Below are 25,249 nucleotides of genomic sequence, written 5' to 3' on the forward strand. Positions count from 1 at the left end.
GCTCTATCCTCCTCGATCGATACCCTATCAGCGTGTAAACCATGTTTGCGGTTTAGGGTGTAAAGGATGAATGCGGTCTGTACCTCTCAACGACTCCCCTCCAGGGGGGAGTGATTCTTGAGGCCAGCACGAGACTTCTTGCCCGATTGCTGGGCGGGATGTAAACCATGTTCCCGGCCTTATGTGTAAAGGATGTTTGCGGTTTGCAACGCGAGAATAACTCCCCCCTTGAGGGGGAGTCGCAGAAGCCGAGCCGAATGGCGAAGGCTGATGCGGTGGGGGGCAATTACTCCTTGCCTTGGGACGGGGCAGAGGGCAGTATGAGGGCTCTCACATGCGGCGTTTGGATGGAGACCATCCGGTCCGGCAGGCCGGAATGGCTCGAATGCCGCCTGGAGTCCAAGTTTGTGACAATCAAAGGAGTAAACCGACCATGAAACGCCGAACTTTCTTAAGAACCGTTGGCGCCGCGGCACCCGGAGCTTTGGCCACACCTCTGGTCACTGCGGCGGCAGCCGGTCCGTCACCCTCCAAGGACTCCCGGCGTTCCGGGGATCCGCGTGTCTTCTTCTTCGACGACGGGCGCCACGCCGCCGACCTCTACTGCTTCGAACCCCCGGTGACCCCGTCCGATCACGCCTTCATCGTAGACCAACTCGCCAGCAGCGGCGTGGACGCCTTTGTCTATTTCGCCGGCGTCGAAGGGGGCACCATGCTCTATGACAGCAAGGTGGCTCAGATGTGGGGAGCGGAGGTCAAGCAATGGACTCACTATGTCTGGTATCGGGCGGGGCGGATATTGAAGCAGCTCGTCGAGGACGGCCACGATCCCCTCAAGATCCTGGTGGACCGCTGTCACCAGCAGGGAATTCTGATGATCGCCAGTACCTGGGTGAGCCTGCAGGGAGGGACCCGGGAAGCAAACGAAGGCCTGGGCCGATGGTCGGCCTTCGCCATGGACAACCCGCGGTTCCACGTGGGAGATGATCCCGATCCCCGGGCCAAGGACATCAACAAGACGCGCTTCAATTTCATGCACAAGGCGGTGCGGGAGGAACGGTTTCCGGTTTTCGAGGAGTTGCTTTCCCGCTATGAAACCGATGGCATCGAGCTGAATCTGACCTCGTCCACGCCCTTCTGCCGTTTCGACCAGGCCGGGGAGCTGGCCCCGGTGATGACCCGATGGATCCGGGAACTGCGCAAGGTGGCTGACAAGGCCCAGCAGGCGCAAGGGCGGCGAAAGCGCATCTACGCCCGCGTCCCGGCTCACCCGGACGCCTGGAAGCTGGTGGGCTACGAGGTCCCCACCTGGATTTCGGAGAACCTGGTGGACGGTCTCTTCTGCGAGGGCAGCTACACCGAGGACGAGGGCATCGTGCAGGACGTGGATTGCACCCAGGTGGTGAAGCTCACCCGGGGGACCGGAACCCGTGCCTACTTTTCCATGCACAATGGGCTGGGCCGGCAGTTTGCCCGATGGGCCACCCCCGAAATGGTCTGGGCCGGCGCCGCCACCGCCTACGATCAGGGAGTGGACGGCGTCGCCATGGCCGACCACCTCTGGACCCCCCAGGGATGGCCCTGGACGGCCCAGGAATACGATACCCTGCGCCTGCTGCCCCACCCGGAACTGTTGGCCACTGCCGACAAGCTCTACATGGTTCGGACCCGCAAGGAACGGGACACCTCCATGGACTGGCTGTCCGACAGGACCCAGGGTCTACCCCAGGAGATTGCCGAAGGGGCGTCGGCCGAGGTTTCCTTTCCAATGGCCGATGACATCGAGCACTGGCGAAAGCTGGGACGGGTTCGCTCGGTGGTCCTGAGGGTGCGCCTCGGAGGCATCATCCCGACCATCGATCAGGTCAGGGTCGAGTTCAATGGCCAGGTACTCCCCGATTCCATCCTGCAGAAGGTGGACATGACCTATCGGCTGGTGGGCCAGGATTCCCTCTCCCATTCCATCGGACCCTACGGGTACGGCTACGACTACCATCTGGGTCCGGAGTTCACGCCCACGAAGGGACGCAACACCCTGAAGGTCACCGTCCTGAAGCGGGATCGCGACATCAAGGGGAACCTCTCCCTGGACCGCGTCGACTGCAGAGTGGCCTATCGTCGCCACCGCCACTTCGAAGAGCGGCCCATTGAGTATTGAGGGCTGGTGAGATCCATGGGATGGCGCCGGCCTCAGCCGGCCAGGGTGTGGTAGACCGGTTGGAGTTGTTGCTGGATCTCCCGGTAGCGCTGGAAGAGCGCGATGTAGCCTCGGGCCCGCTCCGGATCGGGTGAAACGGTTTCCAGCTCCTGCCGGGACCCGGCCAGCGCCTGGGAGACATCCGGGTAGAGGCCGATGCCCACCAGTCCCAGCAGCGCCGCGCCGTATGCGGAATCCGTCACCCGCGAAACCTGCAGGGGTTTCCCCAGCACGTCGCAGACGATCCGGGTCCACAGCCTGCCCGCCGTACCGCCGCCCACCACAGTGATGGTTCCCCCCGGGCCGCCCAGGTCATCCAGCACGCCCATCGCGTCCCGCAGGGAGAAGGCCGTGCCCTCGTAGGCGGCGCGAACGAAGTGCTCGGGGCAATGGCCGAAGGTGGCTCCGGAAAAGCTGGCCCGCAGCCGGCCGTCCCAGTAGGGGCAGCGCTCGCCCGAAAGGTAGGGGTGGAAGAACAGCCCCTCGGCTCCCTGCGGAACGGTTTCCACATCCGGATCCCACTCCTGGAAGGTTCCCGGCCGGCCGGAGCCGACGCTCCGGAACACCCACTGGAGGGCTGAAGTGCAGGAGTTGGTGCCGGCCTGAGAGTACCAGAGGGGAGACACGGGATGAGGGTAGCTGATGAGCCCGGGGTGAGGACGAGCCTCCTCCAGCACCAGGTGAATTCCTCCCGCCGTGGCCAGCCTCAGCAGGCAGTCGCCGGGCCGCACCACCCCGGCTCCGTAGGTCTCAGCCGCACTGTCCAGGGTCCCGTTGATCACCGGCACCCCGGAAGGGATTCCCAGCGCCTCGGCCGCAGCCGCCGCCAGCGAGCCGACCTTGGCCGTGGAAGGGAGCACCCGGGGCAGCACACCGGACGTCAGCCCCAGTGGCTCCAGCAAAGGCTCGGACCAACCTCCAGTATGAGCGTCCAGGAGCATGGAGGACAGGGCGGTGGCGGGATCGGTCGTCCAGCGGCCCGTGAGCCACTGGGACAGGTAATCCTTGGAAAGGACTACCCGGCGGATCTTGGACCACACCTCCGGTTCCTGCCGTCGCACCCACAGTAGCTGAGGCAGGGTCCACGTGGGAGAGACGCTGTTGTGAGACAACCTGAAGATCTCCTCGCCACGCTGAGACTTCAGCTCCTCCACCTCGTTCAGGGAGCGCTGGTCATACCAGAGGATGGCGTTTCTGAGGGAATTTCCGCCGGTATCCAGCAGCACCGGAATGTGGGCGGCGCTGGAAAGGCAGATACCTCCGACCTGATCGGGTGTGACAGGGCTTTCCAAGAAAAGCCGGCGGGTAGCCTCGATAGCCGCGGGCACCCAGTGGTCGGGATCCTGTTCGGCCCAGCCGGCCCGCGGGGTGAGGGTGGGATAGCCGGCGCTACGCGCCCCCAGGTGCCGGCCGGAAGCGTCAACCGCGCACACCTTGCAGGACGAGGTTCCCAGGTCGATCCCCAACAGGTAGGGAGGGCGACCGGGCTGGACAGTGTCGGTGCTCATCGGTCCTCGGTTCTCAGCCCGGAAACCGGCGCATGACCGGAGACAGGGCGGTGGGTGGAAGGCTCCGGGGAAGGCCGATCCGGACTACCGGACCGCCCCCGCCCTTTCCACCCGGGTCAGGCCGTGCTGCTCCAGGAATTCAGTGATGATGGTGTGGGCCCGCAGTGTCTCTTCGGGACTGAAGGGCCCGTGGGGTCCCTCGGGAATGGTCACCAGGCGATTGGGGACGCCGGCCTCGGTCAGGGCCCCGTGCAACCGAACGGCCTGCTGGTAGGGGACCAGCGGATCGTTCTCGCCGTGAACCGTCAGGATGGGGGGCAGGCCCGGGCGGACGTAGGTCAGCGGAGAGACCCTTTTGGCCAGCGACTCCCTGTCCGGCCGCACTCCCAGCCAACGCAGCGCGTACCGCTGAATATTGTCTCCCTGGATCAGATCCAGCACGTCGGTGATGCCGTACCAGTTGACGATGGCCGCCACCTTGGGCTCTCCCTTCCCCAGGCAGCGGTAGTCCAGTCCGGCCTCACTCGTCAGCATGCCGGTGGTCAGGGCCAGGTGCCCCCCGGCCGAATGGCCGGAGACCACGATGCGGTCGGGATCCAGATTGTACCGGCCGGCATTGTCCACAACCCACCGCAGGGCGCAGCGGCAGTCCTCCACCGCCCCCGGCGCCAGGGAAACTCCGCTCAGCCGGTACTCGACGTTCACCACCGCCCACCCCATCTCCAGGTAGGGCAGAAGCCGCAGTATGGGCTCGTCCTTGTCGCCGGTGTACCAGCCGCCACCGTGAAAGTAGACCAGCGTGGGCGCGGGCTCGCTCAGACCGGTCGGCTGGTACAGATCCAGCTCGGCCCGCCAGTTGCTGGCGGTGAGATAAGTGATGTCCGGCTGCACCCGGTAGTTCTTGAATGCGGTGGCCGCCCAGGCGGCCCTGGGGGAAAGCTGCCCCCAGGCCGGCGAGGCCCAGAGCGCTGCCAGAAGCATTGCCGGAACGCCGGCTCTCAGAAAAATTCTCCGAAACACCTCTCCTCCTCCCTCGACAAAATCGGAAAACCACACTGAACCCTGGACGAAGTCAACGTCCTTCAGGCCCCCTTCAACCTCGGTTCCGCGCACCGCCAGCCACGACGGTCAGAGCACCGTTGTCTGTCCATGCCCAACTCGGTTGGTGCTTTGCAACCAGGGCTTACCCTAAAACGGTTCTAACCAATCGCGGAGTATTGATGCGTGATGCATGTGTAGTAGCATCGTTATTCAAAGTCTTCCGGTGGAGATTCAACCATGCGAACCACCCTGAATATCGACGACGACCTTCTGATTGCCGTCAAGGAAGTCGCAAAACGCGAGTCGAAATCGGCCGGTGCGGTGGTATCGAACCTACTCCGGCAATCTCTGGTTCCCAGGGAACGGGACGACCCGGGAAGCCGAGCGGAGGAGCTCTGCGCCGAGTTCGGCTTTCGACCGTTCCCCAAACGTGGCGTTGTCGTCACCAACGAACTGATCGACCGGCTGCGGACGAAATAGCTGACTGATCCATTGGCGCTGGCTGTCGAACGGCAAGGCCGGTTCGTTACCTTCGACGCTCGCATCCCGCCAAGCGTGGTTCCCGGAGCAGACAATCAATCCTTCTACGTGATTTGACCCCATTTGCCTCTCGACTCCGCAATTGCAAGTCCGTTCCGGAAGTCCGAAAGAGCCACTACACCAGAATGTCGTGCACCACGTTGCCATACACGTCGGTGAGGCGCATGTCGCGGCTGCTGAAGTGGTAGGTGAGCCTGGTGTGGTCCAGACCCAGCAGATGGAGGATGGTGGCATGCAGGTCATGGACATGCACCTTGTTCTCGACCGCGTAGTAGCCATACTCGTCGGTGGCTCCATAGATCGTTCCGGGCTTGACGCCACCCCCGGCCAACCACATGGTGAAGCCGAAGGGATTGTGGTCCCGGCCCACCTGGGAGAGGTCGCCGCTATCCGGGGTCTGGGCCGTGGGCGTCCTCCCGAACTCGCCGCCCCAGACGACCAGTGTCTCATCCAGCAACCCGCGAGCCTTGAGGTCTTTCAAGAGCCCGGCAATGGGCTTGTCGGTCGCCTTGGCGTTGATGCGGTGGCGCTCTTCCAGACGGATGTGCTGGTCCCAGCGGTCGATCCGCCGCTGGGGGCTGAGGCATTCGATGAAGCGGACACCACGCTCCACCAGGCGGCGGGCCAGCAGACACTCCCGGCCGAATTCCTCGGTTTCGGGCTCATCCAGTCCGTAGAGCTTCCGGGTCGCTTCCGATTCGTCGCCGAGGTCCAGCAGCTCCGGGACCGCCGACTGCATGCGGAAGGCCAGTTCGTAGTTGGCGATGGTGGCCTCCAACTGGCTGCCTGCGCCGAAGCGGTCCACCACCCCGGCATTCAGCTTGCGGATGAGGTCCAGCTTGTCGAGCTGCAGCTCCGGGGCAGCCTCGCGCGGCCGGATGTCCGCGATCGGGTGGCGCCCCTTGCGAAAGAGGGTTCCCTGGTAGGAGGCCGGCAAAAAGCCGCTGCCGAACAGGTCCAGGCCTCCGGGCGGAATCATTTCGCTTTCCAGCACAATGAAACCGGGGAGGTTGTCCGACTCGCTTCCCAAGCCGTAGGTTACCCAGGACCCCAGGCTGGGCCGGCCCTGAAAGCCGGTCCCGGAGTGCATGAAGTAGTTGGCGGCGGTGTGCTCGGAGTGATCGGCCACCATGGACCGAACGAAGGTCATGTCATCCACGCAAGTGGCCAGATGGGGAAAGAGCTCGCTGACCGCGGCGCCCGAGTGGCCGTAGCGTTTGAAGTTGTAAGGCGATCCCAGCACCATTCGGCTGATCTGGAAAACAGTGGCCGGCGTCTCCATCCGGATGGGTTGGCCGCTCTCCTTCTGCAGCCTGGGCTTGGGGTCGAAGGTGTCCATCTGCGACGGCCCCCCGTCCATGAAGAGAAAGATCACCGACTTGGCCTTGGGCGGGTGGTGAGTGACTCGAGGAGCCAGCGGAGAGGTCGAGGTTCCGGCCGCCAGGCCCTGCTTCTCGGCCAGGAGGCAGGACAGGGCCAGCCCGCCGAAGCCGTTGGCGCACCGCCACAGCATTTCGCGGCGGGTGATCGCAGGCGAGGATGGATTTGGCCAATGCATGTCAGTCCCTCAACGCAGATAGATGAATTCAGCCGAGTTTATCAAGGCGTGCCCCAGATCGGCCCACACCCGCTGTTCCACGCTCTCCCCGTTTTTCTCCTTCTCGGCCAGTCTGCGGTAGCGGTCCTCCGCTGATGCCGCGAACTGCAGCAAGTCTTTCAACTCTCGCGGCTCCGGGCGTCGTCCGTAGGCTTCCAGGACCATGCGCGCGGCCCGCCGGCCGGGGTCGGTCTCCTCCACGACCATGCGCCGGGCCCAGGCCTGAGCTTCTCCCGCAATGAACTCGTTGTTCAGCATCATGAGAGCCTGGGAGGGAACGGTGGAGACTCCTCTGCGCCCGATGGTCGAAATGGGCGGCGGATAGTCGAAAGCCAGGAACAGGGGCGTCAGGAAGTTGCGGCGGACCTGAACGTAAAGGCTGCGCCGGCCGTTCCCGTCGAGCGGCCCCGACTTGGGCTTGCCGCGGCCGTCCTGGTAGGGGCTGATGTGGGGCGGCACGCTGGGACCGAACAACTGCCGATCCAGATTGCCGCTCACGGCCAGCACGGAATCGCGGACCGCCTCGGCTTCCAGCCTGCGTACGGAGACGTGATGGAGAAGCCGGTTGTCGGGATCGAGCTGCATCGCCCGGGCGTCCCTCCCACCGGACATCCGATAGGTGTTGCTCAGCAGAATCAGGCGCTGGACGGCCTTGACCGACCACCCTTCCCCCATGAAGCGATGGGCCAGATAATCCAGCAGCTCGGGATGGCTGGGCCGGTCGCCCTGCTTGCCGAAATTGTCCACCGAGCGCACCAGGCCTTCCCCGAAGTGGTGTTTCCAGATGCGATTGACCATCACCCGAGCCGTCAGAGGATTCCGCGGGTCGACCAGCCGGTCGGCCAACTGCAGCCGGCCGCTTCCTTCCAGGATGGGGGGCTGATCCTTCCCTGCCAGGATCTGCAGGAAGCGGCGCGGCACTTCCCGGCCCAGGTTCTTGTGATCCCCTCTCAGGTGGACGCGCACATTGCGTGGATCCCTGTCCTGGCTGCTCATGGCGAATCGGGAGGCCGGCACCCGGTCGTCCAGAACCTGGCGTTGACCCTGCATCCGTGCCACCGCATCCCGCTCTTCCCGCCACAGGAGAGCGCCGAGGTCTTCCAGGCGGCCGCCGGGACTGAGAGAGGCCAGCAGCCAGCGGTGGCCGGGAGCCAATGGGGCCGGGGCGCCCAGGGCTTCCAGGAACAGGTCCCGGTAGGTTCGGGCCAGAGCATCCAGTGAGGAGGGGTTCCCCGAGACGATCCTTTGCAGCAGGTCCCGGTGGGGTGCATCCAGGTAGAGGGGAGGTTCCTTGGAGTTGGAAAAGACGATCTTGTCCACAACGATATGCCCGCCGGCACTGCGGTCCAGGATCTCGAAATGGCAGATTCGTCCCACCTGAATGGTCATGCGGGAGGTCTTCCACCGCAGTCGACTGCCCTGCGGAACGTAGGTCGAGCTTCTCACTCCGTCCGCAATCAGGCTTAGGGCCAGGGCAGGGAAGGGTTGGCCGCCGGAAGACTCCTCCGGTTGGCTGCCGGCCAGCCTCACATGCAGGTAGATGCCATGATCCCGGTAGTCCCTGGGCAGCTCGGGCAGGGTGAACTTGCGGGACGTCAGGCTGCCCATGAATCGATCGGATCCAGCTCCAAAGGAGTTGGCCAGGGACTGGCCCTGAAAGTCGCGGAGTGGTTGGTTGGACGCAATCCCCCGCGCCGGTCCGGTCCCGAAGGCCTGTCCCCGCACGGTCCATCCCTCGAAGTCCGGTTTGCCGAAATCCTCGAAGAGCACATCGACTCGCTCCGGACCTGCGGCCTTGTCATTCCGATCCGGATGAAACTTCCCGCCCAATTGGCCGCGAACGGCCTCCATCCCCTCGGCAAAGGAGCCGAAACGGCGGCTGGCCAGTCCGTCGATCAGGGCGGCCAGGGGGTAGAACAGATCCTCCGGCTCCCCGCAGGCCTGCCGGAGGGTCTCCACCCAGGCTTGCAACAGGCCGGCATCCAACAGACGCCGGCCGGCCAGCTCAGCCACCGCGGAGGGCTCGGCCGAGGTCCGAGGGGAGGCCAGCTCGGCCGCCGCCAGCAAGTAGGGCTCGATCTGGCGGGCCATGCTCCAGCGTGCGGGTTTCAGCAGAGCCTCCATACCGGAGTTCCGATCCTGGATCTGCCGCCGGAGGGAGGCAATCTCTTGCCGCCGGGCGGCCGAATCGATGACCGCCTGGGCGAAATCGGTGCTGTGCAGAACCCCGGCCAAGGCATAGTAGTCGGCGGTGGGAATGGGATCGAACTTGTGGTCGTGGCAGCGGGCGCAGGCTACTGTCAAGCCCAGGAAGGCCTTGGAGAGAACGTCGATCTGGTTGTCGACTTCGTCGGCCCGGGCCTTGACGGAGTCAATGGCGCCGTTGAGGCGTTCCCCCAACCAGAAAAAACTGGTGCTGACCGGAGATTCCCAGTGGATCCCGTCCGGCCCCAAGCGCTTTTCCGGCAAAAGGTCTCCGGCCAGGTGCTCGCGAACGAAGTGGTCATAGGGAACGTCCTGGTTGAAGGCCCGAACGACGGCGTCCCGGTACCGCCAGACATCGGCCTTGGTGTGGTCGAACTCGTGACCGTTGGTTTCGGCAAAGCTGACCAGATCCAGCCAATGGCGTCCCCAGCGCTCACCGTAGTGGGGAGAGGAGAGCAACCGGTCCACGACCTTCCGAAAGCTCTCGGGGGAATGATCGGCCTCGAACCGTTCGACCTCGCTCGCCGAGGGCGGCAGGCCGGTCAGACCGAAGGTCACCCGGCGGAGCCAGCTTCGCTTGTCGGCGGGCGGGGCCGGCGTCAGTCCCTTGGCCTCCAGCCTGGAGAGCACGAAGGTGTCGACGGGAGAGGAAACCCAGCGGCTATCTTCGACCGCCGGAAGCCGGGGGGGCTCGATGGGCCGGAAAGACCAGAATTGGCGGCCTGCTTCCCAGTCGATACCTCCACCCTGGTCGGTCGAGGTCGATTCGGCTTGGGGAAAGAAGGCCCCCGACTTCACCCACTGAACCAGGTCGGCGATTTCCCGATCGCTCAGCCGGCCCGTGGGAGGCATCTTGAGATCTGCGTCCTCGAAGAAGACGGCCCGGATCAGCAAGCTCTCTTCCGGACTGCCGGGAGTAACGGACGGGCCTCGGCTTCCGCCTGCCAGCATGGCATCGGCCGAATCGAGCCTTAACCCTCCCATGGGACTGGAGGTTTCGCCGCTGTGGCAGGCATGGCAGCGTTCGACCAGCAGCGGCCGGATCCGCTTCTCGAAAAACTCGGCCTGGCCGGAATCCGACGCGCCCAGCCCGACCGGCGCCGAAAAAACAACCAGCCAGGCGGCGATACTGAGCCGATGGAACGACATGCCGAGGGTTCTCCGTGGGAAGAGGCGTCCGCGAGTCCCCGACACTCCGGCGCCTCATGCATAGTCTAACCAAGCCCATGCGGGGGCTCAAGGCCGCTTTTCGGCAGGCCACGAGCCGCTTGACTCGCACGACGGGCGTTTCTAGAATCCCGGGGCTGACGGCCTTGACCGAATTCGGATCGGATTGGAGCTGAGCCCTTGGGACTCCTGCACCCTTTGGACTGGACCCTCTTTGGCGGCTACCTGGTGGCGGTGCTGGCTCTGGGCCTGTGGTTCGCCCGCAAGCAGCACTCCAACGAGGACTTTTTCCTGGGGGGGCGGAAAATGTCCTGGATGCCGGTGGGCCTCTCCATGTTCGCCTCCATCTTCAGTTCCAACTCCTTCGTGGGCCTTCCCACCCAGGCGGCCTTCGGCAATTTCCACATCTACTTCGCCATCATCACCATTCCGTTCCTGGTGGTGCCGGTGGTGGGCTGGATCTTCGTGCCGCTCTTCCACCGCCTGGGCGTGACCAGCGCCTACGAATACCTGGAGCTGCGCTTCAACCGCCCCATCCGGCTGATCGGCAGTTCGCTCTTCATGATCTACACGTTCGCCTGGATGGGGAATCTGCTCTACGCCGTCAGCCACGTCATCGAGCCGGTGCTGGGGTTGAGCACGGACGACCTTGCCACCACGGCCTGGCTTCTGGTGGGCATCGGCGCCTTCGCCACCCTCTACACGGCCCTGGGAGGGTTCAAGGCCGTGATCTGGACCGACATCTTTCAGGCCGTCGCCCTGGGAGGGGGCATGCTGGCCGTGCTGTGGCTGGCGCTGGGGCGGATCGACGGAGGCTGGGCCGGAATGATCGAGATGGGGCAGACCCACGGCAAGTTCGAGATGTTCGACCTTCGCTTCGACATGTCGCCCGGCGTGGACAACGTCTACTCCTCCCTGGCCATCGGGCTGTTCGCCTTCTTCCCCTGGTACGCGGTGACGCTGACGGCGGTGCAGCGGTACGTGTCCATGCCCACGCCGCGCGCGGCCCAGCGCTCCCTGATCGTCAACGGGGTGATGTCGGGCGCCGTATGCCTGATCTTCTTCCTGGTGGGCTCCACCCTGTACGCCTTCTACCACCAGGACGTCCCGGGGGCCGCCGCAGGCTTCCCCCCGCTCCATCAGAACCAGATCCTGCCCAACTTCGTGCTGACCGAGATCGCCCAGGTAGGCCTGCTGGGGCTGTTGCTGTCGGGGTTGTTTGCGGCGGCCATGAGCAGCATCGACAGCGGCATCAACGCCCTGACCGCCACCGTGGTCTGCGACTGGATGTCCAACCGCCAGCTCAAGGTGGGGTTCAGCCGCCTGCTCTGCGCCCTGTTCGGCGCCGGCGGCATTGTGGCGGCGGTGCTGATCCTCTACCAGCAGTCCGAGGTCTACCAGCTCATCATCAGCCTTTCGGGAACCTTTCTGGGTCTGCTGCTGGGCATCTTCCTGCTGGGAATGCTGTCCAAACGGGCCAATGCGGCGGGCGTGCTGATCGGCCTGGCGGCGGGCTCGCTGACCCTGGCCCTGGCCTGGACCCACGTCGGCGGCCAATGGTACGGCGCTTTCACCTGCCTGCCCACGGTGGCGGTGGGCTGGCTGGCCAGCCGTTATTTCCAGGCACCGCCCGAGTCCAGGTTGAAGGGGCTGGTGTGGGGCCAGCACCGGCAGATGGAAGACTCTCCGGGTTGATCGTCAGGCTCGGGCCCCAGGCTACATGCTGATGTCCATTCCCGCGCTCGGCACGGATCCCGGCCGACGACCATCAGGCGAGGCCGGGAGTGATAGAATGGGCATTCGGGAAAAGCCTCGCCAAGCCGGGTCAGGACGGCGGTTCAGCCAAAGGGAGCTCGACGACTCCACGGGAACACCAATGACCAGAGATGAAGTCCTGAAGGTGCTGCGAGCGCATAAGGCGACCCTTTCGCAACGGTTCGGGGTCACCGATCTCGTCCTCTTCGGCTCCGTGGCTCGCGACCAGGCATCGGAAGACAGCGACATCGACATCCTGGTTCGTTTCGACGGACCGGCAACCTCCAAGGGCTATTTCGGCACCCAGTTTTACCTGGAGGATCTGCTGGGACGCTCCGTCGATCTGGTAACTCACAAGGCGCTGCGGGCGGAACTGCGTCCGTACGTCGAGCGGGAGGCCGTCCATGTCTAGCGCTGGTGAAGGATCAAGGGAGTTCAGACGCAGCCTCGCTCCAACGGAAAGTAGTCCCATACTCGAACAAAAGACCTTGGACGACATCATCCGGCGAATCGTGGATGTGGCCCAGCCGGAAAAGATCATTCTCTTCGGATCGGCCGCCGCGGGACGAATGAACCCCAACAGCGATGTGGACCTTCTCATCATTAAGCGGGGAGCGGACGCACTCCACCTCATGGCTCGCATCTACCGAAAGCTGCACGGGGTAGGAGCCGCGGTTGACGCGCTCGTGGTCGACGCTGGGGATGTGGAGCGTTTCAAGGACAGTCACGCTCTGGTCATCAAGCCCGCCCTCAAGGAAGGAAGGGTAGTGTATGAAGCGTCCCGAGCGTCTCCCACCTGATGACCCGCGGGAATGGATGAACCGCGCCAGGAGCAATCTGGCCCTGGCGAAGAACCGTGTTGCTGAGGCCTATCTGGAAGACCTGTGCTTTGAGGCCCAGCAGGCAGCGGAAAAGGCAATCAAGGCCATGATGATCCGGCGAAATATCGAGTTCCCATACGTGCACGACTTGACTCGTCTTCTGTCACTGTTGGAAGAAGCCGGAGAAACCATCCCGGATGAGGTTCGCAAAGCGGAAGAGTTAACACCATTTGCCCTGATTACGCGTTACCCTGGCCTCGCCAGACCGGTAACCGAGTCGGAGTACAGGGAAACGGTTGAGATTGCTGAAGCGGTCGTTCTATGGGCAGGGGATCACCTGTAAATTCCATTGAGGGACGGGGAGAACAGAACAGGGAAGTTTGTTGAGCCTTTTGCAAAATTCGGCAGCGGGATCGTTTTCGGGAATGGCCACAAAAGGCACAAAAACACATAGAGAGCAGAACGATCTCAGAAAATTCGCTTTGTGACTTTTGTGCGTTTTGTGTTTAACACGCATGGCTCACCAGGTCGCACCCGATATCGAAAAAGGCAGATACTCAGGTTTGCCGACAAAGTGACCTGCCCCGCTGCGAATTTTGCAAAAGGCTCTGTTGAATAAGGAGGCGAACCCGTGCGCAAGATCTATTTCGATGAAGACGTTGACCTGGCTCCCCTGAAAGACCGCCTCATCGGCGTGATCGGATACGGCAACCAGGGGAGCGCCCAGGCCCGCAACCTGCGGGACAGCGGGCTGGAAGTGATCGTGGGCAACCGCCGGGATGCCTACTACCAGGAAGCCCAAAGAGACGGGTTCCCGGTTTTCTCCATCGCTCAGGCGACCTCCAGGGCCGACCTGGTGCTGGTGGGGATACCGGACGAAATCCAGCAGCAGGTCTACGAACGGCACATGCAGAAGCACATCCGCGGCGGGCAGGTGCTGGACTTCGCCAGCAGCTACGGCTACCGCTTCAAGTGCATCCAGCCTCCTCCCGACGTCGACGTGGTGATGATGTCCCCCCGCGCCATGGGCGTCACCGTGCGTGAGCTGTTCGTGAAGGGGAAGGGCGTTCCGGCCTTCGTGGCCGTGGGCCACGACGCCTCCGGCCAGGCCCGCCAAGTCGCGCTGGCGCTGGCCAAGGGAGTGGGGTGCACCCGCGCCGGTGTCCTGGAGTGCACCTTCCAGGACGAGGCCGACGTGAACCTCTTTGGCGAGCAGGCTTTGTGGCCGCTCTTCAATCAAGCCCTGCTGCTCTCCTACGAGGTGCTGGTGGAGGCGGGAGTGCCTCCCGAGCTGGTTGCCCTGGAGTATTACGCCTCCGGAGAGGCTGGCGAGATTTTCCACAAGATGGCGGTCGAGGGAATGTTCGAGCAGACCCGCTATCACTCACCTACCTCCCAGTATGGAACGCTGACCCGGCACGAACAACTCCCCGCCGAAGAGGTCAGGCAGCGTATGAAAGACACTCTGAGGGACATTCGCAACGGGCGCTTCGCCGAAGAGTGGGCCCGCGAGCAGGCCGATGGCTACCCCAATCTCAAGAGGCTGCGGCGGCAAGCTTTCCGTCATCCCCTGAATCGGGTCGAGAAGAACATCCGGCCCTTGACCCCGCGCTGACCCCGCCAATGATGCACGCGACCGGCCGCAGAACCCTGCGCGCCCTGCTGATGCTGCTGGGCTTGGGCCTGGCAGGCTACCTGGTCTACCGGCTCGGTCCCGGCCGGATTCTCTCCCTGTTGCTCCAGATCGGCTGGCACCTGGCGGCCCTGGCAGGTATCCACGCCCTCTATCAGGGTGTGCGGGCGGCAGCGTTTTCGCGCTGCCTGCTCGACATCCAGATGTCCTATCGGGATGTCCTGTGGATTCGAATCTCCGGGGAAGCCGTACGAGTGCTGACCTCCACCGGACCCTTGCTGGCGGAACCCGCCAAGGCCTGGTTGCTCAAGCGGAGAGGGTTGGCTCTCCACCAGGCCTTCGCCTCCACCCTGTCCGAGATCCTCTTCTACAACCTCAGCGCCGCGGCCATCGCCGCCGTCGGGTTTGCCGTCCTGGCGCTCCAGTTCCCCATGGAGCCCTCCCTGCGGGCTTCGGTCTGGGGCGGCGTGCTCCTGCTCGGCGGCATCCTGCTGGTGGCTGTAGTCGCCTTCGTCCGCCGGTCCTATCTCTTTTGTTCCACTCTAAAACGGCTCAGCCGGCGACCCTGGCTTTCCAGCCGGGTGACGCCCCATCTGGAACGGGTGAGGCAGATGGAAGAGGTTCTCTTCCGGGTGGTCTACGACCGGCCGGCCCGGTTCCTGACGGTCGTCACGTTGGAAGCTGCGGCCCACTTGCTGCTGATACTGGAGGTGTACTGGGTGCTGGCGGTGCTGGGGGACCCGCCTCCGCTGCTCCATCCGCTGTTGATTGAAACCGCCAGCAAGTTCATCAGCCTCCTCTTTGTGTTCGTTCCCATGCAGTTGGGGGTGGCCGAGGGGGCTTATGCCTTTGTGCTTGTCCTGCTGGGTCTTCCCGCCGCCGTAGGCGTGACCCTCTCCCTGGTCCGCCGCCTGCGAAGCCTGTTGGTTGCCGGAGTGGGCCTGCTCTGCTGGTGGGCCCTGGGCCGGCAGTAGTCCGCATAGCGGACAAACTGGAAAAGTTTGCAAACCAGCACAGCGCATTCGGCCGCGGATGACGTAAAATCTGGGCGCCAGGGAGCGGCCGGAGGGAACTTCGCCCCGAACGCCCCTGCATCCCCAACGTTCGCAACAGACTGACCAGGAGAACCATCACCCATGGATTTCGATAAGGCCCGACGACGCTTGTCCGGTTGCTACGTCACCGTCCCCACACTGTTTCACGACGACGCCGAGCTGTCGTTGAACCTGGAAGGAATCCGGAGGCACGTGGGTTTCCTGCTGGGGGGAGGCCTCAAGAGCGGCAACGCCGTCTTCCTGGCTGGGGGCGCCGCCGGCGATTTCTCCACCATGACCTTTGAGGAGCGGGTGGTCGTGGCCAAAACGGTGGTCGAGGCGGTGGAGGGACGGGCCCCGGTAGCCATGGGAGCCCAGACCACCAGCACCGCCGAGCTGCGCCGTTTGGCCCGGGCCGCCCGGGACCTCGGCGCCAACTACATCCAAGTCTCCTGTCCCTTCTACTTCGGCCATTCCGAAGAGGACTTCTACGAATACGTGGTCGCGGCCGCTGAAGCCGCCGATGTCGGCATCATCGTCTACAACACCTTCTGGACCAGCACCGGGGTCTCTCTGGGCCTGGTCGGCAGGCTGGCGGAAATACCCAACGTGGTGGGTCTCAAGTGGGCCACGCCCCACCCGAACTGGATGTCCTTCGAGCAGGTGGTGCAAGCCTACGGCCGGCGGTTTTCGGTGATCGACAACCAGATGCACTTCGTGGCAAGCCACATACTGGGGGCCCGAGGCTTCGAGGTCCACGTCTGCAACTACTGGCCGGAGTGGGGAGCCCGGCTGATCGAGCAAATGAAACGGAAGGACTACCCGGAGGTTCAGGACATGTTGACCCGGGCAGCGCAACCCTTCATGAAGCTTTGGTCGCAGATCGAGCAGGAGTACACCTCGGGCGACGGCTATCTGGACAAGCTGTGCATGGAGCTGGTGGGCCTGCCTTCCAGCCGCTGCCGCCCTCCCACCCGCGACGTCCGGGAACGCTACCGGGAAGCGGCTCGCCGAATGCTCCTTCAGGCCGGAGTGCCCAGGGTCCAGGGGTCTGCCTGAACGCGTTCGGGCAAGTGTCCGAGAAGAGAAGTCGTCCGGGAGCTCCGTTTGCGGAAACCGTTGACGAACAGAAACTGCTAGGATTGGGCCGGACCGGTGGTCCGAGCCGAAGATCCGCACAAGGAGAGGAAACGATGGGGGAAACCTGGACTCGCAGCCAAGACGAGGTGCTGGCCACGCTGCAGGACGTGGTGGCCATTGAAAGCGTCAATCCCGGATTGCCCGGCGGCCAGAGGGGCGAATCGGCGATGGTAGAATACCTCTCCGAATTCTTCGACGCGGCCGGAATGAGCTGCGAAACCCGGGAGGTGCTGCCGGGGCGAAGCAACTTCATCGGCACCCTGGAAGGCCGGGACCCCCAACGGGTGCTCCTGTTCGAGTGTCACATGGACACGGCCTCGGTGGGGGTCATGACCATCCCTCCCTTCGAGCCCCATATACGGGACGGTCTCCTTTACGGACGGGGGTCCTGCGACACCAAGGCCGGCGGCGTGGCCATGATCCACGCCATGAAGCGCCTCAAGGAATCGGGCCAAGTCCCCCCCTGCACCATTCAGTTTGCGGGGGCGGTGGACGAGGAGTATCTCTTTCGCGGCGCCCTTAGCCTGGCGGCCACGGTGAAATCGGAGGCAGTGGTGGTGGCCGAGCCCACCGACCTGGCGGTGATCCGCGCCCACAAGGGATTGGCCCGTTTTCGCATCCGGGTGGAGGGAGTGGCGGCCCACAGCTCCAAGCCCTATCTGGGGATCAACGCCATCGTCAAGATGGCCCGGCTGATCACCGACATCGAAAGAGACATCCTGCCCAGCCTGCAGCGGAAAGACCACCCCCTGACCGGCGGCCCCACCCTCAACATCGGGGTGATCCACGGGGGCGCCCAGGTGAATTTCGTGCCTCACGAGTGCGTGGTGGAGGTGGACCGCCGCACCATTCCGGGAGAGTCCCCCCAAGACACGCTGGCGGAATTCGAAGAAGCGCTGGAGCGGGCTCGGGCGGCCGACCCCGAGTTGAAGGTGAGCCTGGAAGAGCCCTTCCTTCTGGACAACGCCATGGAAACTTCCGAGGATTCCCCCGTCGTGCAAGCAGCCTGCCAGGCCTCCCAAGCGGTCCTGGGCAACTCCACCGTTGCGGGCGTCCCCTACGGCACCGACGCCAGCAAGTTCACTTCGGTGGGAACTCCGGCCATCGTGCTGGGTCCCGGCAGCATCGACCAGGCGCACGGGGCCGTGGAATGGGTGGAGTGCCGGCAAGTCCTGCAGGCCACCGAGATCTATCAGTCCATGATGGTGAACTTCAGCTAACTATCCCGAACGGGCGGCGGCTTTCGCCCCAGGGACGACCGTCGGCCTCCGGCTGAACCCGGGGTCGCCACTTCCCCCAAACACTCGATCCTCTTCTCATGACCCTGCTGGACTGGTTCATCGTGGTTGCCGCCAACGGCGCCATCGTCGGCTACGGGCTGCGGCTCTCCCGTCGCACCCGGCGTTCCTCCGACTGGCTGCTGGCCGCCAAGAGCCTGCCCTGGTGGATGGTGGGGCTGTCGATGTTCGCCACCGCCGTGGACAGCGGGGATTACGTGGCCGTGGTCGGCGGCGCCTATACCTTCGGGCTCTCCAACCTGGCGACCTGGTGGCTGGGGCTGCCCATCGGCTGGATGGTGGCGGCCTACTTCGTATTCCTGCCGCTCTACCGCGGCGGCATGTTCACCAATGCCGAGTACCTGGAATACCGCTTCGGTCCGGGTGCCCGCCTGTTGAGCGCCTTCATTCAGATCCAGAACCGCACCAACGTCCTGGGCAATATCGCCTTCTCGCTCTATCTTACCTTCTCGATCCTGACCCAATGGGGGAGCTCCGCCTGGTGGCTGGTCGCTGCCATCGCCATGGCGGCCGCCCTCTACACGGCCACCGGCGGACTCCGATCGGTCGCCGCCACCGACGCGCTGCAGTCCATCGTGATGCTGATGGCATCGGTCATCCTGTGGTGGGCTCTGTGGAGCGCGGTCGGGGGGTGGTCGGGCCTGGAGAGCCGATTCCAGCAGATCGATCCCCAACTGGCGGAATCCATGCTGCACATCGGCCGGGACCAGCCGGGGGTGCCGGCCCCCCTGATCATCTTCGGCTGGGTCATCGTCCTGATAGCTTATTGCCTGGTGAACCACTCCCAGTCCATGCGTCTGCTGGCGGCCCGTTCGGAGTGGGACCTCAAGACCGCCGCCCTGACCGCCAGCGTGGTGACCGTGGGAGTGATGTGGTTCAACATCACCCTGGGAATTCTGGGGAGAGCGGTCATGCCGGAGCTTCCGGCCCCCGACCAGATCTACCCGCTCCTGGTGCAGGAGTACCTGACCCCCGGACTGGTGGGGCTGGTGGTGGCGGGGGTGCTGGCGGGAGGGATTTCCACCTACGACTCCATCGGCTCCTCGCTGGCGGCCGTCTTCACCCGAGACGTCTACGCCCGGTTTTTGGTGAAGGGACGAAACGACGCCCACTACCTCTGGGTTTCCCGCTGGGCGACACCCTTCATCATCGCCGCCTCTTTCCTCTACATTCCCTTTCTGCAGGACGGCATGGTCCGATTCTATCTGCGCATCACCAGCGTGACCGTGATGCCCCTGTTCACCATGTACGTCATGGGAACCCTGACTCCGGTCCATCGCCGCGCCGGGTTGGCGGGCCTGTTGGCCGGGATCGGCTACGGCCTCAGCGCCCTGCTGGGAGAAGCCCTGCAATGGCCCCTGCCCCTGTGGTGGACCAATACCTGGTGGGCCTATCTCTGGAGCCCGCTGGTTACCGCCGGAACCATGGTGGGGCTCAGTTGGCGATGGGGATGGATGTCGGGCCGGGAGCTGCGGGGGCTCACCGTCCGCTTTGGCCATCGGGATCCCTCCGAGCGCCGGGACTGGGTCCCTGAACCCCTGGCAGCAACCCGGGGAAGCTGGCTGGAGCAATCGCGCCAGGAGCTTTCCTCTGCGCCCGAGTACCCCTTCGACGTCCCGCCCGGCGGATTGCCCTGGTACGGTCAACCCTCGACCTGGAACGGTCTGTTTCTGGCGCTGGTGGCCTACCTGGTCCTGGTGGTGCTCTGGTGATGGCGTCGGGAGTGGAGAGCTGCGACGGCTAGGTCGGCAAAAAAAGGCCCGGCAGATCGCCGGGCCCAAGGGCAGAAAGTAATACAGAGGTGCGGCCTCATTGGCTCGCTTTGGCTTCGCAGACCACGTGAGACTTGAGCCGCTCGAACTTCTTGTCACCGATGCCCTTCACCCGCTTCAGCCCCTGAATCGACTTGAAGGGCCGGGCCTCGATGATCCGCTTGGCCATTCGGGGCCCGATCCCGGGCAGCGAGGACAGTTGCTTTTCGGTGGCCGTGTTGATGTCGACGGCCTTGGAAGGCATTTTCCCGGCCCCATTCTTCTGAGGCGTGTTGGCTTGACTCTTGATCGGCTCCGCCTGAGTCGGGCCGGCGCTGCTCGCCAGAGCGAGCAGCAAGGTCAAACAGACGATCGTCAAAGTGTGCTTTCTCATGCAGATCCCCCTTTTGCTTCGGTTGGCAGGGAAGCATCGGCCCGCGGACGCACTCGGGCGCAAACCGGACAAGCGGCCCTGAAGCGCAGGTCGCAAAGGCGTACCTCACTGCCGAGTGATGGAAGGTGTATGGTTTTTGAGGGAGGAGCGCTAGGCTATATCCGGCCTTTGGGGATGTCAACGAAAAAGGCCGCGGGAAGGGGGAAGGTCCGGCCGCTTCCCCTTTCTGTTTTTCGTTCCACCTGACCGGTTGAGTTAACCCATGGCCCCTATTGACTGGATCGTGGTCGCAGCCTACCTGGCAGTGGTCGCCTGGCTGGGAACCCGCCTGGCCCGACGGCAGACCGACACCGAGGCCTACTTCATCGGCGGGCGGTCCATCCCCTGGTGGGCCGTCGGCTGCTCCTTCTTTGGAACCTCCATCAGCACTGCGACCTTCATTGCCCTACCGGGACAGGCCTACGGCGGTGACTGGCGACCCCATCTCGGCAACATGATGTTTCCGCTGGCCGCCATCTTCATTGCCCTGGTGGTGATCCCCTTCTACCGGCAGCGCGTCCGCATGAGCGCCTACGAGTTCCTGGAGGAGCGCTTCGGCTACGGCGCCCGCTGCTACACCTCCTGCTTCTACCTGATCAGCCGTCTGTTCCGCTCCGGACTGGTCCTGTTCCTGATGGCAAAGGCCATCAGCGCCATGACCGGATGGAGCCCCTTCACCATCGTGCTGGTCAGCGGCGTGATCGCCCTGGTCTACACCATACTGGGGGGTCTGGAGGCCGTGATCTGGACCGACGTGATCCAGTCGGTGACCCTGTTCGGCGGGGGACTCTTCTGTCTGGCCATGCTGTGGTTCGGAGAGGACGGAAGCTCCCAGCTTCTGAGTGTTGCCAATGAATCGGACAAGTTCAGGATGGTGGACTGGTCGCTGGATCTGAGCGAAATGACCGTGCTGGTCACCGTCGCCTACGGCGTCTTCGGCTTCCTCAGCAACTACACCGTCCAGCAAGATGCCGCCCAGCGGTACCTGGCTTCGCCTTCGACTCGCGAAGCCCAGAAAGCCATCTGGTTCGGAGCCATCGGTTGCGTGGTGACCTGGAACCTCTTCATGTTGATCGGCAGCTTACTTTTTTCCTATTACAGCTTGCACCCCGCCGAGCTGCCGGCCCACATCGCGGCCAGCGAGACCGAGGTGTTCCCCTGGTTCGTGGTGACCCACATTCCGGCGGGGATGACCGGGGTCATCCTGGCCGGCATGTGCGCCGCGGCCATGTCCAGCCTGGACACCATGATCAACAGCATGGCCATGGTCACGGTGCGGGACTTCTACCTCCACTTCCGGCCCAAGGCCAGCGACCGCTCCCAGTTGATCCTGGGCAGGGCCGCCTCGGCCTTTTGGGGGCTGCTCGGCCTGGGGGTGGGACTGGTGCTGCTGCTGGGCGTGGAGCAGGCGCTGCAGTTCAGCTTTACCGTCTTCTCGATTCTGGGCGGGGGTTTGTTCGGGATGTTCCTGCTGGCCTTCTTCGTGAAGCGGGCCCATGCCCTGGGGGTGTATGTCGGCCTGGCCTGCGGCGTGTTGATCTCGGCCTGGACCCTGATCGACCAGGCCCTTGCCTGGGCTGGCGCCGAGCTGGGAATGGCCTGGGCGGCCCAGCTCGCCGAGACCCTGCGCTACCCCTTCCATCCCTGGCTGACCCTCTTCCTGGCCAACCTGGTCTCCTTTACCGTCGGCTGGGCCGCCAGTCTGATCCTCCCGGACATCCGCAAGCCCCGGGATTCCAGATGAGACACCCGCTCAGATCCGCCTGAATCGCCAGCCGTACAGGGTTTGACCGTAGAAATTGAACCACTTCCTGGCTTCGGGATCTTCGAAGGGATAACCGGCGCCCATCTGTCTGGCTGCGGCAAGACCTGTCACGAAGCAGGTTTCCTGGCTGTTGATCAGCGTGTGGGCCCCGCAGTGCCAGGATCTCCGCTTCCCTTGAATGAACCGGAACAAGAACACCAGCAGGGCAATATGCCGGACATCGTGAACGATGTGCTGAAACCACCGCTTCCGAATGATTTTCCCTTCATCCACCGGCTTGAGGGGATTGTAGGTCACCAGGCAGGGCTTGTCCGAGTTGTGAGCCCAGGGCTGCTGGTTGTGCATGATGTAGGTGATTTCGTAGTTGTCGGGCCTGGCTCCGTATTGCTCGATGTGGTTGCTTCGGGTTTCCAGCGGCCGGGCCTCGTTCTCGGGCAGAACCGACGCATCCGAGTGAACGATCGTATGGTTATGAAGCTCGCTTTCGTAACGTATGGTCGAAAGGAGGAAGGTTTCGAACCGGGTCGGCTTATCCAGCATCATCAGGGTTTGATTGGCATTGCAGGCAAATACCACTTCATCGAAGGTTGTGGTGCGGCCTTGCGCATCCTCCACCTTTACCCCCGTCTCCCCTCGATACACTTTTCGCACCGGGCAGTTCAGCAGAATCTTCTCCCTGAAATCGGCTGACATGGCCTCATAGATGCGCCGGGTGCCCTGATCCCAGGTCTTCATGGGGGTGGCGCGCTCGATATCGAAAAACTCCAGGTAGTAGGAGAACAGCGCTGCCGGCATGTCGAACACGTTGGTTGCCATCAGGAAATTCACGAACATGGGTTTCAGGATCTTGTACCGGAAGTCCCCGGAAAATCTTCCCCAGTTGAGGACGGTCCCCATGCTCACGTAGTTGAAGGGATTGAGCATGGCCAGAAGGGTGGACCTGGAGCGATTCAGCCAATTGAAGGTCTTCAGAAATGCAAGCACCTTTTGAAACTTGACGATCTCCGGCTGCAGCTTCCGCCGAATGGTCGTGTCCAGATCGTGGGCGTAGATCTCATCCTGATACTTCACGCTGTAGCTGAACCTGGTGTCGATGAGTTGGATCCGGTGCTGTTTCATGAATTGAACGATGTGGTGATACACCCTGGGGATGCAGGCAGTCACCGAAATGTCGAAGGGGATGGAAGTCCCATCCGCCTGAGGCATGTCGACCGTAACCGCATTGCCGCCGATGCGGTCGTTGGCTTCGTAGAGCCGAAAGTCGAATCGGTCCGGATGCCTGTTCAGCGCCCAGGCGACCCCCAGGCCGGAGATCCCGGCGCCGATGATGGCTATTCTCTTGGGCATGGAGCATTCCAGGGGCTGGCGCCCAGGTGGCTATCGCTCGAAAATTTCTTGATGACCAAACCGCAGGTGCATACCGTGACGGACCCTCAAGGCTTCACCAGGGAGCCGTCCACTGCCCGGACCGTGGTCCAATCGGCGTTGCGGTGGTCGTCCGCCAGGGGGTAGCGGCCGGCCATGGCCTCGTCGATGTCGATGCCCAGGCCCGGACCGTCGCTGCCGTAGAGGTAGCCGCCGCGAATGCGGGCCGTCCCCGGCATCAGCTCGTGAACTTCTTCCGGAAAGACATTGTCCTCCTGGATGCCGAAGCTGGGGATGGTCAAGTCCACGTGGTAGGCCGCCAACTGATTCACCGGATCGTTCTCGCCGCCTTCCTGCCAGGCCGTCCGGACCCCAAACTGCTCGCACAGAGCTGCAATCTTCCTGGCCTGGGTGATCCCTCCAATGGCGCAGACCCGACAACGGATGAAGTCGATCAGGCGCTCGGAAATCAGGGGCCGCCATTCATGGGGGTGAGTGAACAACTCCCCCATGGCCATGGGGGTGGAGGTGAGAGCCCGGATTTGCCGAAAGTAATCGATCTGCTCGGGCGGGAGAATGTCTTCCACAAAGAACATGCGAATGGGCTGCATGCGCCTGGCGAACTCCAGGGCCAGCGTCGGCGTCAGGTGTTCGTGGACGTCGTGGAGAAGCTTGACCTGCCAGCCCAGCTTTTCCCTCACCTGCTCAAACATTTTGGGGACCGTCTCCAGGTAGCGTTCCTCGTCGAAGGCCGGACCCCGGAAACCGCTCTCGGGTCGGCTCCCCTCTCCCGGCGGCACGAAGCCGCCTCCACCGTAGCCGCCTCCCATCTGAACACGAATGTGCCGAAAACCCTGCTCCATGTACGACTGCACACCTTCCACGCAGGCTTCGGGGGTCTCGCCGCTGGCGTGGGCGTAGAGAGGCACCGCGTCCCGGACTTTTCCGCCCAGAAGCTGATAGAGCGGCATGTTGGCCCGCTTGCCCTTGATGTCCCAGAGGGCCATATCCAGAGCCGCCTGGGCAACGTTGGTGACGCTTCCGTTGCGCCAGTAGGAACGGACATGGGTCCACTGCCACAGGTCCTCGATGCGCTCGGGATCCTTGCCAACCCAGAAGGGACCCAGGTGTTTTTCGATGGCGGCCTTGACGGCCCAGGAAAGGTAGGCGTTGTTGGCCGACCCCAGCCCGTAGAGTCCGGGCTCGCTGGTGATGACCTTGACGAAAACCCAGGAATAGTGGGGCCGCGGGCTGGTGGCGATGACCTTGACCTCCCGGATCTTCAGCGGAGGCAATCCGCGGGTGGCCTGGGCGTAGGGCTCGCCGGCCCACCAGGGGTTCACCAGGGCCGTCTTGAGAATCTCCCTGCGGTTGAGCATGACGCTTGCCTCCTTGAGGAGAGTCCGGGCGTGTTTGAGACTACGGCTTCCCCAGCACCCTTTCCATCAGGGCCCGAACCCGCCGCAGCCACACTTCCCCATGCCCATTCAAGCTCTGCACCGACCGCCTCCCCTTGGGATCGATGAGCCAGTTCTGCGGAACCTCGCTGACGGGATGAATCTTCTCGGCCAACTGGAAGGAGCGGATCACCGGAAAGGTGTAACCGCCGGCTTGCATGTATCCCGGGACCAGTCTTGGGTCCTCGTCCAGGTTGAGAGTCAGCACCTGCAACCCGGGGACGTTCTCGAAAGCCTCGTGGAGCCTCTGCACGTAGGGGAGCTCCACCCGGCAGGGAGCGCACCAGGTGGCCCAGACGTTGATCAGGGTCACCCTTCCCTTCAGGTCAGACAGCGTCCAGGTCCTTCCCTTCAGGTCCTTCAGCTCGAACTCGGGCAGCGGTCGCTCGAACCTCAGCCTTTTCGAGCGATCGGGCCTTCGGTTCTCGGCAGTACCGGAGAGACTGACCGCGGGGAGCAGCAACAGCACCAAGGCTGCCACCGTCAGAAAGCGGAGGATGGGGTGAGATAGCTGGAATGTCATGATCGCAGTCGACTTGGCA

General features: G+C 63.6%; 20 protein-coding genes. 12 read left to right on the forward strand and 8 right to left on the reverse strand.

Translation table 11 applies throughout. From position 1 onward, the window contains the following. The first annotated feature begins 433 nt into the window (after positions 1-433). Positions 434-2,158: a hypothetical protein gene (locus tag OXI69_04500; protein ID MDE2665388.1), complete on the forward strand. Its 1,725-nt coding sequence runs from the start codon at positions 434-436 to the stop codon at positions 2,156-2,158. Between the two features lie 32 nt (positions 2,159-2,190). Here the strand turns inward: OXI69_04500 and OXI69_04505 are convergent, their stop codons facing one another. Together OXI69_04505 and OXI69_04510 are read right to left on the reverse strand one after the other, a co-directional pair. After that, positions 2,191-3,705, reverse strand: coding sequence for an FGGY family carbohydrate kinase (locus tag OXI69_04505; GenBank protein MDE2665389.1), 1,515 nt, complete (start codon positions 3,703-3,705; stop codon positions 2,191-2,193). Positions 3,706-3,789: 84 nt separating this feature from the next. Continuing rightward, the gene (locus tag OXI69_04510) at positions 3,790-4,725 is read right to left on the reverse strand and encodes an alpha/beta hydrolase (protein ID MDE2665390.1); all 936 of its coding nucleotides are present in this window, start codon (positions 4,723-4,725) and stop codon (positions 3,790-3,792) included. 258 nt (positions 4,726-4,983) lie between these two features. Between OXI69_04510 and OXI69_04515 the strand changes: the two genes are divergently transcribed. After that, the gene (locus OXI69_04515) at positions 4,984-5,226 is read left to right on the forward strand and encodes an antitoxin (GenBank protein ID MDE2665391.1); all 243 of its coding nucleotides are present in this window, start codon (positions 4,984-4,986) and stop codon (positions 5,224-5,226) included. A 175-nt stretch (positions 5,227-5,401) separates the two neighbouring features. Here the strand turns inward: OXI69_04515 and OXI69_04520 are convergent, their stop codons facing one another. Both OXI69_04520 and OXI69_04525 read right to left on the reverse strand, forming a co-directional pair. Next, positions 5,402-6,844: a DUF1501 domain-containing protein gene (locus OXI69_04520; GenBank protein ID MDE2665392.1), complete on the reverse strand. Its 1,443-nt coding sequence runs from the start codon at positions 6,842-6,844 to the stop codon at positions 5,402-5,404. Between the two features lie 9 nt (positions 6,845-6,853). Next, on the reverse strand, positions 6,854-10,237 hold the full coding sequence (locus OXI69_04525; protein ID MDE2665393.1) for a PSD1 and planctomycete cytochrome C domain-containing protein: 3,384 nt from the start codon (positions 10,235-10,237) through the stop codon (positions 6,854-6,856). 198 nt (positions 10,238-10,435) lie between these two features. Between OXI69_04525 and OXI69_04530 the strand changes: the two genes are divergently transcribed. The 9 genes from OXI69_04530 to OXI69_04570 all read left to right on the forward strand — a co-directional run bounded on the left by OXI69_04530 (position 10,436) and on the right by OXI69_04570 (position 19,648). After that, complete coding sequence (locus tag OXI69_04530; protein ID MDE2665394.1) at positions 10,436-11,950, forward strand: sodium/solute symporter; 1,515 nt, start codon at positions 10,436-10,438, stop codon at positions 11,948-11,950. Between the two features lie 181 nt (positions 11,951-12,131). Further along, on the forward strand, positions 12,132-12,422 hold the full coding sequence (locus tag OXI69_04535) for a nucleotidyltransferase family protein (GenBank protein ID MDE2665395.1): 291 nt from the start codon (positions 12,132-12,134) through the stop codon (positions 12,420-12,422). Continuing rightward, entirely contained in the window at positions 12,415-12,810 is a 396-nt protein-coding gene (locus OXI69_04540; protein MDE2665396.1) for a nucleotidyltransferase domain-containing protein, read from the forward strand. The genes OXI69_04535 and OXI69_04540 overlap by 8 nt, the downstream gene beginning before the upstream one ends. Further along, complete coding sequence (locus tag OXI69_04545; GenBank protein ID MDE2665397.1) at positions 12,782-13,174, forward strand: HEPN domain-containing protein; 393 nt, start codon at positions 12,782-12,784, stop codon at positions 13,172-13,174. The genes OXI69_04540 and OXI69_04545 overlap by 29 nt, the downstream gene beginning before the upstream one ends. Before the next feature lie 288 nt (positions 13,175-13,462). Further along, complete coding sequence (ilvC, locus tag OXI69_04550) at positions 13,463-14,446, forward strand: ketol-acid reductoisomerase (GenBank protein MDE2665398.1); 984 nt, start codon at positions 13,463-13,465, stop codon at positions 14,444-14,446. An 8-nt stretch (positions 14,447-14,454) separates the two neighbouring features. Beyond that, positions 14,455-15,438, forward strand: coding sequence for a lysylphosphatidylglycerol synthase domain-containing protein (locus OXI69_04555; GenBank protein MDE2665399.1), 984 nt, complete (start codon positions 14,455-14,457; stop codon positions 15,436-15,438). A gap of 162 nt (positions 15,439-15,600) precedes the next feature. Further along, complete coding sequence (locus OXI69_04560; GenBank protein ID MDE2665400.1) at positions 15,601-16,557, forward strand: dihydrodipicolinate synthase family protein; 957 nt, start codon at positions 15,601-15,603, stop codon at positions 16,555-16,557. Between the two features lie 134 nt (positions 16,558-16,691). Continuing rightward, a complete protein-coding gene (locus OXI69_04565) occupies positions 16,692-17,858 on the forward strand; it encodes a M20 family metallopeptidase (GenBank protein ID MDE2665401.1) in 1,167 nt (388 codons plus the stop codon). Positions 17,859-17,956: 98 nt separating this feature from the next. Continuing rightward, entirely contained in the window at positions 17,957-19,648 is a 1,692-nt protein-coding gene (locus OXI69_04570) for a hypothetical protein (protein ID MDE2665402.1), read from the forward strand. 97 nt (positions 19,649-19,745) lie between these two features. Here OXI69_04570 and OXI69_04575 read toward each other — a convergent pair whose 3' ends face one another. Continuing rightward, a complete protein-coding gene (locus OXI69_04575; protein MDE2665403.1) occupies positions 19,746-20,081 on the reverse strand; it encodes a helix-hairpin-helix domain-containing protein in 336 nt (111 codons plus the stop codon). 262 nt (positions 20,082-20,343) lie between these two features. Here OXI69_04575 and OXI69_04580 point away from each other — a divergent pair, with 262 nt between their 5' ends. Then, entirely contained in the window at positions 20,344-21,864 is a 1,521-nt protein-coding gene (locus OXI69_04580) for a sodium/solute symporter (GenBank protein MDE2665404.1), read from the forward strand. Between the two features lie 9 nt (positions 21,865-21,873). Here the strand turns inward: OXI69_04580 and OXI69_04585 are convergent, their stop codons facing one another. From OXI69_04585 to OXI69_04595, 3 genes are all read right to left on the reverse strand, one after another. Continuing rightward, the gene (locus OXI69_04585) at positions 21,874-23,232 is read right to left on the reverse strand and encodes an FAD-dependent oxidoreductase (GenBank protein ID MDE2665405.1); all 1,359 of its coding nucleotides are present in this window, start codon (positions 23,230-23,232) and stop codon (positions 21,874-21,876) included. Between the two features lie 86 nt (positions 23,233-23,318). Continuing rightward, positions 23,319-24,629, reverse strand: a complete 1,311-nt coding sequence (locus OXI69_04590; GenBank protein MDE2665406.1) for a hypothetical protein — start codon at positions 24,627-24,629, stop codon at positions 23,319-23,321. A gap of 40 nt (positions 24,630-24,669) precedes the next feature. After that, positions 24,670-25,230, reverse strand: a complete 561-nt coding sequence (locus OXI69_04595) for a TlpA disulfide reductase family protein (GenBank protein ID MDE2665407.1) — start codon at positions 25,228-25,230, stop codon at positions 24,670-24,672. Positions 25,231-25,249 lie beyond the last annotated feature (19 nt).

The sequence above is a fragment of the Acidobacteriota bacterium genome (assembly GCA_028875575.1).
Taxonomy (GTDB): domain Bacteria; phylum Acidobacteriota; class Terriglobia; order Versatilivoradales; family Versatilivoraceae; genus Versatilivorator.